The 12757-nt window shown below is 76.0% G+C and carries 9 protein-coding genes; 1 reads left to right on the top strand and 8 read right to left on the bottom strand.

Annotated elements, in window-relative coordinates:
- Positions 1-309: 309 nt before the first annotated feature.
- From SXIN_RS19350 to SXIN_RS19340, 3 genes are all read right to left on the bottom strand, one after another.
- Positions 310-2100, bottom strand: a complete 1791-nt coding sequence (locus SXIN_RS19350) for a DEAD/DEAH box helicase (RefSeq protein WP_019711599.1) — start codon at positions 2098-2100, stop codon at positions 310-312.
- Between the two features lie 129 nt (positions 2101-2229).
- Positions 2230-2424, bottom strand: coding sequence for a hypothetical protein (locus SXIN_RS19345; RefSeq protein WP_019711600.1), 195 nt, complete (start codon positions 2422-2424; stop codon positions 2230-2232).
- 39 nt (positions 2425-2463) lie between these two features.
- Positions 2464-4203 (bottom strand): MFS transporter, encoded by a 1740-nt coding sequence (locus SXIN_RS19340; RefSeq protein WP_095757277.1) that lies wholly within the window; start codon positions 4201-4203, stop codon positions 2464-2466.
- 338 nt (positions 4204-4541) lie between these two features.
- Here SXIN_RS19340 and SXIN_RS19335 point away from each other — a divergent pair, with 338 nt between their 5' ends.
- Positions 4542-5423: an alpha/beta fold hydrolase gene (locus tag SXIN_RS19335; RefSeq protein ID WP_039817431.1), complete on the top strand. Its 882-nt coding sequence runs from the start codon at positions 4542-4544 to the stop codon at positions 5421-5423.
- A gap of 103 nt (positions 5424-5526) precedes the next feature.
- On the opposite strand, the gene SXIN_RS19330 is transcribed toward SXIN_RS19335, so the two are convergent.
- The 5 genes from SXIN_RS19330 to SXIN_RS19310 form a co-directional block, all read right to left on the bottom strand.
- Positions 5527-7872 (bottom strand): xanthine dehydrogenase family protein molybdopterin-binding subunit, encoded by a 2346-nt coding sequence (locus SXIN_RS19330; RefSeq protein WP_095757276.1) that lies wholly within the window; start codon positions 7870-7872, stop codon positions 5527-5529.
- Between the two features lie 114 nt (positions 7873-7986).
- Positions 7987-10137, bottom strand: a complete 2151-nt coding sequence (locus SXIN_RS19325; RefSeq protein WP_095757275.1) for a 2Fe-2S iron-sulfur cluster-binding protein — start codon at positions 10135-10137, stop codon at positions 7987-7989.
- Positions 10134-11111, bottom strand: coding sequence for an FAD binding domain-containing protein (locus tag SXIN_RS19320; RefSeq protein WP_095757274.1), 978 nt, complete (start codon positions 11109-11111; stop codon positions 10134-10136). Before SXIN_RS19320 ends, SXIN_RS19325 begins: the two co-directional genes overlap by 4 nt.
- A 417-nt stretch (positions 11112-11528) precedes the next feature.
- Entirely contained in the window at positions 11529-11819 is a 291-nt protein-coding gene (locus tag SXIN_RS19315) for a DUF3039 domain-containing protein (RefSeq protein WP_078650063.1), read from the bottom strand.
- A 188-nt stretch (positions 11820-12007) separates the two neighbouring features.
- Complete coding sequence (locus SXIN_RS19310) at positions 12008-12586, bottom strand: YqgE/AlgH family protein (protein ID WP_019711605.1); 579 nt, start codon at positions 12584-12586, stop codon at positions 12008-12010.
- Positions 12587-12757 lie beyond the last annotated feature (171 nt).

Raw genomic sequence — 12757 nt, 5'->3', positions numbered from 1 at the left:
GAGTGAGCGGAACGCTACTGACCTGTCCCGCTCAGCGGAAGAGGCCGTCCAGAATCCGGGCACTCCCGTACCCATTTATCCGCTTCCGGACCGGCCCGGAGCACGGATGGGGGCACGGACCGGAGCACGGCCGGCCCGTGGGAAGGCATGCGCCGGCCGTCCGGCGGAGAACACGGATCACCGGCCTCCGGGGACGGGAAGGGTGACGGCGGATGCGGACGGGAACGGGAACGGGCCCACGGTGAGCCGCGGCCGGCCCCACCGGAGCGGGCCCCGCCCGGGCGCGCCGGAGCCCGCCGCACCGCCGGTTCAGCGCATCCGCGTGGCCCACTCCTGGACCTTCTTGATCCGCTCCCGGAGCTGCCCCGCCGTGGCCTCCGCGCTCGGCGGGCCCCCGCACACCCGGCGCAGCTCGGTGTGGATCACCCCGTGCGGCTTGCCGCTCTGGTGGACGTAGGCTCCGACCAGGCCGTTGAGCTGCTTCCGCAGCTCCATGAGCTCCTTGTGCGTGACCACCGGCCGCCGCTCCGCCGGGAGTTCCAGCAGGTCGGCCTCCTCGGCCGGCTTCTTCCGGCTGTGCGCGATCTGCCGCGCCTGCCGCTTCTGCAGCAGCATCTGCACCTGGTCCGGCTCCAGCAGCCCGGGGATGCCGAGGTAGTCCTGCTCCTCCTCGCTGCCGGGGTGGGCCTGCATGCCGAACTCGGCGCCGTCGTACAGCACCCGGTCGAAGACCGCGTCCGACTCCAGGGCCTCGAACGGCAGGGTGTCCTGCTCGCCGGTGTCCTCGTCCTGCTCCTTCTCGGCCTCCCGGAGGAGCTTCTCCTCCTCGGCGTACGGGTCCTCCTCGCCGTCCTTCTTCGGCCGGTCGAGGACGTGGTCCCGTTCCGCCTCCATCTCGTTGGCGAAGCCGAGCAGGTCCGGGATGGTGGGCAGGAAGACGGAGGCGGTCTCGCCGCGCCGCCGGGAGCGGACGAACCGGCCGACGGCCTGCGCGAAGAACAGCGGGGTGGAGATCGTCGTGGCGTAGACGCCGACGGCCAGCCGCGGCACGTCCACGCCCTCGGAGACCATGCGGACCGCGACCATCCAGCGGTCCTCGGAGTGGCTGAAGTCGTCGATGCGCTGCGAGGCGCCGGTGTCGTCGGAGAGGACGACGGTCGGGCTCGTGCCGGTGATCTCGCGGATCAGCTTGGCGTAGGCCCGCGCCGAGTCCTGGTCGGCGGCGATGACCAGCCCGCCCGCGTCCGGGATGGCCTTGCGGACCTCACTGAGGCGGTGGTCGGCGGCCTTCAGGACGTTGGGCATCCAGTCGCCGCGCGGGTCGAGCGCGGTGCGCCAGGCCTGGGAGACGGCGTCCTTGGTCATCGGCTCGCCGAGCCGCGCCTCGATCTCGTCGCCCGCCTTGGTGCGCCAGCGCATGCTGCCGCTGTAGGAGAGGAAGATGACGGGCCGGACGACGCCGTCGGCGAGCGCGTTGCCGTAGCCGTAGGTGTAGTCGGCGGAGGAGCGGCGGATGCCGTCGGGGCCCTCCTCGTAGGCCACGAACGGGATCGGGTTGGTGTCCGAGCGGAAGGGCGTGCCGGTGAGGGCCAGCCGCCGGGTGGCCGGCTCGAACGCCTCCTGGCACGCCTCGCCCCAGGACTTGGAGTCGCCGGCGTGGTGGATCTCGTCGAGGATCACCAGGGTCTTGCGCTGCTCGACGCGGTTGCGGTGCAGCATCGGGCGGACGCCGACGCCCGCGTAGGTGACGGCCACGCCGTGGTACTCCCGGCCCAGCGGGCCCGCCGAGTACTCGGGGTCGAGTTTGATGCCGACCCGGGCCGCCGCCTCCGCCCACTGCTTCTTCAGATGCTCGGTCGGCGCGACCACCGTCACCTGCTGGACGACATGGTGGTGCAGCAGCCAGGAGGCGAGGGTCAGCGCGAAGGTCGTCTTGCCGGCGCCGGGGGTGGCGACGGCGAGGAAGTCCCGCGGCTGCTTCTCGATGTACGACTCCAGCGCCCCGTGCTGCCAGGCGCGCAGCTTGCCGGCCGTACCCCACGGGGCACGGCCCGGGAAGGCGGGCGAGAGGTGATGGGAGGTGGTGGCGGTGGTAGTCACGGTCTCCGGTTCGGGCCCTCGGGTACGTACGACAACCGGGCCACCCTATCGGGGGCCCGGCGGGCTCTCCGGCACTGCGACCCGGTCGCGCCTCCGGGTGGGAGACAGGTCACAGTGGCGGACGGAGCGTCATCCGAGCCGCTCCCCGGGCTCACGCCAGCCGGCTGCCTGTTCCCGGGCGGTCTTGCGCACCACGGACGGCCGGGCGGGCAGGGCGAGGTAGTCGTCGATCGCCTTGAGCACCATGGCGTGCAGGCTGATCCCCTCCTTCTCCGCCCGCTGCTTGAGTGCCAGGACCTGCTCTTCACGGAGTCGCAGTTTCACAGCCGTACAGCATGGCATGAACGGACTGGCCCGATGGGGTCACGGAAGGCGGCCGGACTCGGTGGGGGCTTCCGTACGGGACTCGGTGCGGGCTTCCGCGGCTTCCGTACGGGGGCTCAGCCGGGTGGCGACCCAGGCGCCGGCCAGGGCGACGGCCGCCATGGTCAGGTAGACGGCGGCGAACGCCGTGGCGTGGCTCGTCCCGGTGCCCGCCGCCGCTCCCGTGGCCACTCCGGCCGTGTGCGCCCCGGCCGTGACGGAACCGCCGCCGAGGCCGACGAAGAGCATGCCGCTCAGCCCGACCAGCACGATGTTGCCCAGCGCGTCGGAGACCTGCAGGGAGGCCGAGTTGGAGCCCGCCTCCTCCGGCTTGGAGAGCCGGAGCAGGAGCACGCTGGCGCTGGAGATGGTCAGCCCCATGCCGAAGCCGCCGACCGCCCAGGAGGCGGCGACCAGCGTCCAGGGCGCCCAGCCCGGCAGCCCGTCGAGCAGTGCCGTCGCCGGGCCGGCGATGGCCGCGGCCATCAGCACCATACCGAGCTGCATCAGCCGCTCCCGGTGGGGCTCCAGCCGCGGCCGGCTCTGGGTGTACGAGCCGAGGGCCCAGGTCAGGCCGCCGCCGGTGAGCGCCAGGCCGGCCAGGGTCACCGGCAGCCCCCGCTCGGTCACCAGCATCAGCGGCACGAACGTTTCCGCCCCGAGGAAGGAGCCGGCCGCGAGCCCGCGCAGCAGCACCACCGACGGCAGCCCCCGGCCCGCGCGGAACGTCCCGCGCGGCAGCAGCCGCAGCACGGAGGGGACCAGCAGCGCCAGCCCCGCGGCGGCCGGGAGGAGGGCCGCGGCGCTCCGGTCCTGTCCCGCGTACTGGAGCAGCCCCGCCCCGGCGGCGACGGCGAGGGCGAGCAGCACGCGGCGCCGGTTCACCGCGGCGGTACGGCCGCCGTTCTCCGGCAGCCTCCGCAGGGCGGGCAGCATCACCGTGAGCGGCAGCAGGACGAGCACGGGGATCGCCAGGAACACCCAGCGCCAGCCCAGGCCCTCGGTCACCGTGCCGGCCACCAGCGGTCCGACGATCACGGGCAGCACCCAGGCGGCGGAGAACGACGCCATCACGGCCGGGCGCAGCCGCTCCGGGTACGCCCGGCCGACGACCACGTACAGCGCGACGATCACCAGTCCGCCGCCGATGCCCTGCACGGCCCGCCCGCCGACGAACGTCCACATGTCCCGCGCCGCCCCGGAGATCACCAGGCCGCCGCCGAACGCGGCCACTCCGGTGAACAGCGGCACGAGCGGACCCTTGCGGTCGCACCACTCGCCGGAGAGGGCCATGGCGAAGAGGCTGGCGGTGAAGTAGCCGGAGAAGGCGTAGGCGTAGAGCGGGATGCCGTCCAGCGCGTGGGCCGCCGCGGGCATGGCGGTGTGCACGGCGCTCGCCTCGAAGGCGATGAGGGAGACCACGGAGATGATGCCGAGGGTGAGCCCGCGGAAGGGCCGCCGCCAGATCGTCTCCCGCTCCGGCCCGGCCGTCCCCGGCCCCCTGCCCTTGCCCGGGCCCGCGTCTCGTCTGCCGCGTCCGGCGGGCGGGGACGGGGGAGGCGGCCCGGTCACGCCGGTTCCCGTGGCGCCGGCCCCGCCGGCCGTGGCCGTCCTCGCCCGCGTGGGGGCGGACGGGGTGGCGCGCCGGGCGGCGGACGGGGTGGCGGGGGCGGCGGGGCCGAGGGGGGCATCGACGGCGCCAGCGGTGTCGGCGCCGTCACCGGGATCCGGAACGGTCATGGCGTCAGCGTAAGGGGCTCAACCGACACTGGCTCCTGTCCAAAGTCGGTCGTGCACTCGGCCGTCCGTCCTAGGACGGACGCCCGACGGCCCGGCGCCCGGGGAGGGACCGGAGCGGGGACGGCCTCGTGCACGGACCGGAACCGGCGCCCTCCTCGGTGCGGGGCGGGTCCGGCGGTGCGGGCCGGGTCGGCAGCCCGGGCGGGAGGGGCCGGGCGGTTGGCCCGGGCCGGAGCCGAGCGGGCAGGCCGGGCGGGCCGCCGGGCACCCGGTCGTCCTCGCGGGTGGTCCCGCGTCCCCCGAGGGGTGTGCGGCCGGTCGCGGGGCACCCGCAAGGCATGCCCCGCTACCGCTCGTACGACGACACCGAGCTCGCCTACCGCGTCCTGGACAGCCGCGACGGCGCGTCGACCCCGCCCCTGCTCTGCCTCGCGGGAGGCCCCGCGCGCGACGCCGCGTACCTGGGGAACCTCGGCGGTCTCGACGCCCACCGCCCGCTCGTCCTCCCCGACGCGCGCGGCACCGGGGACTCCCCCACCGCGGCCGACCCGTCCGCCTACGCCTTCCCGGCCCTCGCCGAGGACCTGGAGTCGCTGCGCGAACACCTCGGTCTGGAACGGTTCGCGCTGCTCGCGCACGACGCGGGCACGGCGACCGCCCAGGCCTACGCGGCCGCGCACCCCGACCGGCTGAGCCGGCTCGTCCTGCTCTGCCCCGGCGCCCGGCTCCAGGGCGAACTCCCGGACGACGCCCGGGAGATCTTCGAGTCCCGGCGCGGCGAACCGTGGTGGCCGGACGCGGCGGCCGCCATCGAACGGCTCGCGCGGGTGGCGGACTTCGACGAGGTACGGGACCTGCTGCTCCGGGCCGCGCCGATGGCGTACGCCCACTGGGACGAGCCGCGGCGCGCCCACGCCGCCACGGAGCCGGGGCAGCTCAACCCGGTTCCCCGCGCGGGCTTCTGGCAGGGCGTGGGCGAACCGGCCCGGAAGGCGATCCTGGTACGCCTGGGAGAGACCGGCTTCCCGGTGCTGGTGGTCACCGGTGCCCTGGACGCGGTGACGGGCCTGCGGTCCGGCGAACTGGTGGCCGAGTCCTTCCCCCGGGCCCGGACCCACGTCCTGAAGGATTCCGGCCACTACCCGTGGCTCGACGAACCGGATGAACTCCGCGCCCTCGTCGAGGACTTCCTGTCCGGGAGCCGGTCCGGCACCGGATGACCGGCACCCGGCGGAGCCGCCCCACGGCACGCACGCCGGCCCACCGCGCCCGGCCGGGAGGGGAGAGCGGGACGCGGCCGTCCGCGCCCCCGCCCGCGGGGCTTCAGTGCCGGCCCGGCACCGCGACCGCCGCCTGCGGGCGGATCGGGAGGCGGTTGACGGGGCGGCCCGTCGCCGCCCGTACCGCCGAGGCCACCGCCGCCGGGGACGTCACCACCGGCACCGCGCTGGCCGCCTTGGCGCCGAACGGCGCCACCACGTCCCGCTCCTCGACCAGCTTGACGATGCGGATGTCCGGGACGTCCAGCGCGGTCGGCAGCGGGTACCCGGTGAAGTTGGGGCGCCGGACGACGCCCTTCGACGTGCGCAGGTTCTCCGTCAGCGCCGCCCCCACGCCCTGGGTGACCCCGGCCTCGATCCGGGCCGCCAGCTGGCGCGGGTTGAGCACCCGGCCGACGTCCTGCGCCACGGCCATCTCCACGACCCGTACCGAGCCCAGCTCGATGTCGACGTCGACCACCGCGCGGACGGCGCAGAAGACCAGCCCCACGAAGGCGTCGCCCTGGCCCGTCTCGTCCAGCGGTTCGGTCGGGTGCGGGCGGCACTGGGCGGTCGCCCACAGCTCCTTGCCGTCCAGGGTCTCCGCGACGGTCGTGCTCAGCACCCCGTCGTACGAGGTGATCTTGCCGTCCGCGATGGACAGCAGTTCCGTGGACATCCCGAACTTGTGCGCGAGCGGCTGCAGCAGCTGGGTGCGGACCATCTTCGCCGCGCGCTCCACCGCCCCGCCCGAGACCCAGGTGTGGCGGCCGTGCGCGGCCGGGCCGGCCGGCGGCTGGTCGGTGTCGACGGAGGCGACGTGCACGTCCTCCACGCCGAGCGTCTCCTGCACGATCTGGCGGGCCAGCGTCGAGAAGCCCTGGCCGGTCTCGACCGCCGCGCAGACGACCGTGGCCACCCCGTCGTTGACCCGGACCGTGGCGGTGGACACCTCGTCCGTCCCCTCCGCGCCCAGGACGTGCACCATGCCCAGCGCGTAGCCGACGCCGCGCCGGACCGCGCCCGGCTCGCCGGCCCCCTCGGGGCCGCCGGGCAGCAGCCAGTCCTCCTCCGGGGTGTCCTTGGGGAGCGCGGGCAGCGGCGCGTCCCGCACGGCCTGGAGGAGTTCGGCCACTGGGGCCGGGCAGGTCACCGTCTGGCCGGTGGGCAGCAGGTCGCCGGTGGCCATCACATTGCGCATCCGCAGCTCGGCCGGGTCCAGGCCCAGCTTGGCCGCGAGCTTGTCCATCTGGCCCTCGTACGCGGCGCACACCTGCAGCGCGCCCTCGCCCCGGACATGGCCGGACGGCGGGTTGTTGGTGCGCACCGCCCAGCCCTCGACGAAGGCGTGCGGCACGACGTACGGGCCGCAGGCGAACGCGACCGCGGCGGCCAGCGACTCCGAGGAGGCCTCGGCGTACGCGCCCGCGTCCAGCAGGATCTGCGCCTCGACCTTGACCAGCCGGCCCTCGGAGTCGGCGTGGTGGCGGTAGCGGAGCAGGGTGGGGTGGCGGTGGGCGTGGCCGAGGAAGGACTCCTCGCGGTTGACGGCGATCTTCACCGGGCGCCCGGTGCGCAGCGCCAGCAGCCCGAGCGGCAGCTGCACCCCCGGGTCCTCGCGGTCGCCCATCGCGCCGGGCACGCCGGTGACGACGACCTTGACCTGTTCCGGAGGGAGACCGAAGCAGGCGGCGGCCAGGTCGCGGTCGGCGTGCGGGTCGGTGGAGGCGGTGTAGATCTCGACGCCGCCGTCGGGGCGGGGCACGGCCAGTCCGGCTTCCGCGCCGATGGGCGCCGGGTCCTGGCGGCCGATCCGGTACAGGCCCTCGACGATCACCTCGCCGGCGATCTCCGGGTCGCCGTACCGCAGCGGGATGTGGCGGATGAGGTTGCCGTCGGGGTGGAGCGGTTCGGCCTCGAACGCCTTCTCGGGGTCGGTGACCGGTTCGAGCACCTCGTACTCGACGGCGATCGCGGCGGCCGCCAGCCGGGCGGTGTCCGGGTGGTCGGCGGCGATGGCGGCGATCGGCTCGCCGTGGTGGCGGACCAGGTCCTTGGCGAAGACGGGCCGGTCGGCCACCTTGCGGCCCTGGTTGGCGTCGCCGGGGACGTCCTCGTGCGTGATGACGGCCTGCACGCCGGGCATCTCGGTGGCGCCGGAGGTGTCGATGGAGAGGATCTTGGCGTGCGGGTGCGGCGAGCGCAGCACGGCGGCCCACAGCAGGCCCTCGGCCCACAGGTCGGCCGCGTACGGGAAGGTGCCGGCGGTCTTCGGGAAGGCGTCGTGGGGCGGCAGGGAGGAGCCGAGGCCGTGCGGTGCCGGCTCCTCGGCGTGCGGCGGGGAGCCGTCGCCGCCGGCGGGTGCGGTCAGGCCCGCCGGGTTCGCGGTGGCCGCGTCGGGACCGGTCATCTCACGCTGCCTTTCCGCTGCCGCAGGGAGGAGTGGGGAGGTGGGGGACGCGGACGGGCCCGGGGGCGGGCACGGGCGCGGGGAGGGGGGAACGGGGGGTGGCGCGCGGGGGGTTCACGCGAGGCCTCCGGGCGGGGGGGTGCCGTTGCCGGACGGGCCCGGCTGATGCGGGATGCGGGGGGCGTCGTGCGTGGCCTGCGCGGGGACGTGGCCGGTGCCGTTGCCGTAGTCACCGTGGCCGTTGCCGTAGTCAGCGTGGCCGTGGCCGCCCGGGCCGGGTGCCTGCTCGTCGTAGGGCTGTCCGGCGTAGGGCTGCGCCTCGTACGACGGCCCCGGGTAGGCGTCCTGGGGATACCCTCCGGCGGCCTGCTCCGGGGCGGTTCCCCCGGCGGCCCGTGCCTCCGCGTCCGCCGCCGCGGCTTCGGCGTCGGCCGCCGACTGCGCCGCGGCGTCCGCCGACTCCGCGCGGGAGGTGACGACCTCGCGGACCGCGTTGAGCACGCCCCGGTAGCCGGAGCAGCGGCAGAGGTTGCCGCAGAGCGCCTGGCGGGTCTCCAGCTCGGACGGGGCGTGGTTGCCCTCCAGCAGGTCGTGCACGGTCATCGCCAGGCCGGGCACGCAGAAGCCGCACTGCACGGCGCCGTTGGCGACGAGCGCCCGCTGGACGTCGGAGGGGGTGCCCTCCGCGGCCAGCCCTTCGACGGTACGGACCTCCGAGCCGGCGGTGGTCGCGGCCGGCACCAGGCAGGAGGCGACGAGCCGGCCGTCGACCTGGACGGAGCAGGCGCCGCACTCGCCCTGCGAGCAGCCGTCCTTGGCGCCCGCCAGGCCCAGCCGCTCCCGCAGGACGTAGAGCAGGGACTCGCCGATCCAGGCGTCGGTGACGGGGCGGTCCATGCCGTTGACCCGCAGGACGTAGGAGGCGTACGGGTGTTCGCTGTGCGCGTCGAGGATGATCTCGGGGGGCGCGTCGGGCCCGTCCCGCTCCTCGGACCCGGCCGGGCCGCCGGAACCGTCCGGCGCGGTGCCGGTGCCGCCGTCGGAGCCGTCCCCGCCGGAGGGGTGCCCGGCCGCGGGCCGCTCTCCGGGCGTCTGCTCCCCGTCCCGGGGACCTTCGCCGTGTCCGGGGACGCTGCCGGTGCGGTCCGCGCCGTTCCCGCCGGCCGGGGTGCCGTCCGCGGCTCCGGGGCGCCAGTCGCCGGAAGGGGCTTGCGGGGCGTTCTCCCCGGCACCGGAAGAGGCGGTGGTGCCGGGAGCCGTACCGGCGTCCGCGCGGACGTCACGGCCGTCGCCGCCGTACGGGCCGGGGCCGTCCGCCGGGCCGGCCTGCTGCGCGCCGGGCGCGGACCACTCCTCGGGCCGGGCCGCTCCGGGCGCGTCCGCCCCGGGGCCCTCCCCGGCGTCGCCGGCCGTACCGCCACCGGGGGTTCCCCAGGCGCCGTCGGTGTCCCGGGCGGGGCCGGGGGCGCCCGCGGGTGCGGGCCGTTCCCAGGCGTCGGACCAGGTGTCGCCCGGTGCCGGGGCGTTGCCGGGCCGGTCGTGCCCGTGGGCGGGCGCCTGCGGCCCGCCCGGCGCCCCGCCCCACTGCTGCGGGTGCCGCGGGCCGCCGTCCCGGACCGGCTGGACGCCGGTACCGGGCCCGTCCTGCCCGCCGGGGGCCCCGCCCCGGTCCCACCGGTCGCCCGCGGCGGCGCCGGTGGCGCTCCACGGTCCGGGCGCGGGCGCGGCGGCACCGCCGACCAGGTACTCCCCGGACTCGTCGGGGGCGTCGTCGGCCGCGGGCGGCACCCTCCAGGCGCCGGTGTGCTGCTCGCCGCCCTGACCCGCGGTCTCCCCGGGCCGGCCGGTCTCCCGGCCCTGCCCCTGGCCGCCCTGGTCGTGGCCCGGCTCATAACCCTGAGCGTGGCCCTGCCCGTGCTCCTGCCCGAAGCCCTGCTGCTGTGCCTGCTCCTGTGCCTGCTGGTGGGGCTGCTGCCACGGGTACGGCTGCCCGCCGCCCGGATCGGTGTACGGCATCGTCCACTGGCCGCCCTCCGGCGGCTCGCCGTACGCGGACTCCAGGGGCGGCGGCGCGTAGCCCTGGCCGGGCGCCGCCAGCGGCTCGCGGCCGGCGGACGGGTCGAGCAGTCCCTCGGGGAGCTGGACGAAGGCCGTGGCCTCGGAGTCGTACTCGCCGCTCTGCGCGGTCGGCCGCCAGCCTCCCGCCGGCCGCTCCTCCTCGTCGGAGTACGGCCCCTGCGGGTGCTGCGGCTGGTCGTTGGTCATGCGAGCGCCCTCCCCAGAGCTCGGCGGGCCAGTGCGGCCACCGTACGCCGCAGATGCAGGACGGCCGGCGGCAGGGCGGGCGGCTCGGAACCGTCCTCACCCGGTGCGGGGTCCGGGATGCAGGCGCCCGCGACGTACTCGCCGAAGGCCGCGCAGGCCTCGGGGGCGAGACCGCGCTCGCCGTCCCAGTCGATGAGCCCGGCCACCCAGCGTTCGGCCTCCAGCGGCCGCAGCGGCATGGGCGCGACGGCGCCGACGGCGCAGCGGACGCTGCGGCGGGCGGGGTCGAGGACGAGGGCGACGGAGGCGGTGGCCCGGCCGGGGCCGGTGCGGCCGGTGGCCTTGAGGAAGGTCTGCGGGGCGTGCAGCAGCGGAACCCGCACCCAGCCGACGAGTTCGCCGGGGCGGAGCATCTCCATGCCCGCGAGGAGATGGCTGACCGGGATCTCGCGGCGGGCGTGCTCCGGCCCGGCGATGATCAGGGTGGCCTCCAGGGCCGCCAGCACGGGCAGGGAGTCGCCGGTGGGCGCGGCGGTGACGATGTTGCCGCCGAGGGTGCCGGCGTTGCGGATCTGCGGCGGGCCGGCGGCGCGCGCGGCGGCGGCGAGGGCGGGGATGAGGGCGGCGAAGTCGGGGCGGCCCATGCGGGCGTGGGTGAGTCCGGCGCCGAGCAGGGCGTGGCCGTCCTGGTACTGCCAGCCGCGGGTCTCGTTGATCCGGCCGAGGCCGACGAGTGCCGCGGGGCGCAGCAGGCCGGAGTTGACCGAGGCCATGAGGTCCGTGCCGCCCGCGACGGGCACGGCGGCCGGCAGGGCGGAGAGCGCCGCCACGGCCTCGTCGAGCGAGGACGGCAGCATCACCGTTCGCGCCGCCTGCGGTGCGTGCGTGGTCAACCCAGCTGCCCCTTCCCGGTGTCCCGCCTGTTCCGCCGTACGGTACGTGCTCACAGCCCGGACGTGGCAACTCTGGCACATCTTCGCGGCCCCGCTGCGCGAGGGGCGGCGAAGGGTCGGTTCCCGCCTCCGGCAGGCCTCGGCCCGCGTGCAGGAGCTGTCACCCGCGCGAGTGGTTTACCACTTATCGCGGAACCTTACGGTGCCAACGCCTTGATCGGATCAACCGTTCCAGAGCGTTCCGCTCACGTTCGCGTCTCGCCCGCGGCTCACACGATCGGGGCAGCCGGTCGATCGGACGTCCGAGGGGCCGGCGGGGACCCTCGGCGGGCAAGCGAGCGGGCCGCGCCGGGGCACTCCGTGCTGTCCCGTGCTGTCCCGTGCTGTCCGGTGCTGTCCGTGCTGTCCCGCCCGCCCGCGGACGCGCGTGCGGCCCGGCGGGCGCGCGCGAGGCACGCCCGCCGGGCCGCGGGAGCATCAGTGGTGGCGGTGGGCCGGCTACTTGCCGTCGCCCTTGCCGCCCTTGCCCTTGTCGCCGCCCGCGCCCATGGATTCGTAGATCTCCTTGCACATGGGGCAGACCGGGTACTTCTTCGGATCACGGCCGGGGACCCAGACCTTGCCGCAGAGCGCCACGACGGGGGTGCCGTCGAGCGCGCTCGCCATGATCTTGTCCTTCTGGACGTAATGGGCGAAGCGCTCGTGGTCGCCGTCGCCGTTCGACACCTGGGGTGTCGGCTCTACAAGGGTGCCGGTCCCTGTCCCGCGCTCGGGCTCAAGAGTGCTCATGGGTCCCCAGGGTACTGGGGCGGGGCGGAGAGCCCCATGCCCGACGCCGGGAAAAACGGCGGCCGCACGCCCCCGGGGAAACGGCGCGCGGGCCCGGCGGGACCGGTGCGGGGACCGGCCGCGCCCCGCACCGTCCCGCCCCGCGAGCGGCCGCGCGGCCCCGGCGGTCACGGGCACGGACCGCGCCGTCAGTTGAGGGTCGGGTCGTCGGGGTAGGTGGCGACCATCGCCAGGCCGCTGCGCTGCCGGCGCAGCACCGAGCGCCACAGCCGCTCGGGGGCGGGCGAGGAGACGTCACCCGGTTCGGACTCCACGACGTACCAGGCGCCCTCGGCCAGTTCGTCCTCCAGCTGGCCCGGTCCCCAGCCGGCGTATCCGGCGAAGATCCGCAGGCTGCCCACGGCCGCGGCCAGCAGTTCGGGCGGGGTCTCCAGGTCGACGAGGCCGATCGCGCCGTGCACCCGCCGCCAGCCCAGCGGCCCGCCGCCGACCGCCGACGCGCTCTCGCCGGGCACCACGGCGACGCCGAGCGCGGAGTCGAGCGAGACCGGACCGCCCTGGAAGACGACGCCGGGTTCACCGGCCAGATCCGCCCAGTTCTCCAGGATGTCGACGACGTCGACCGGGGTCGGCCGGTTGAGGACCACGCCGAGCGAGCCCTCCTCGTCGTGGTCGAGGAGCAGCACCACCGCACGGTCGAAGTTGGGGTCGGCCAGTGCCGGCGTCGCGACCAGCAGCCGCCCGGTGAGCGAGGACACCTCCGTCATGCCGACATGATCCCGCACGGAGGGGCCCCTCGGGGAGTCCACAATGCGACGGGGGCGGGGTTCCGCGGGGGCGTACGGCGGCAGCGGGGGCGCGCCCCCGCCCGGGGATCGCGGGCCCGTCTCCGGCCCGTTTCGTGACACTGAGACGTGGTAGACGCACGGTACGTGTTG

It is taken from the genome of Streptomyces xinghaiensis S187, from assembly GCF_000220705.2.
Classification (GTDB): Bacteria; Actinomycetota; Actinomycetes; order Streptomycetales; family Streptomycetaceae; genus Streptomyces; species Streptomyces xinghaiensis.
The sequence above is the reverse complement of the archived record's forward strand: the minus strand, read 5'-3'. Positions and strand labels throughout refer to the sequence as shown.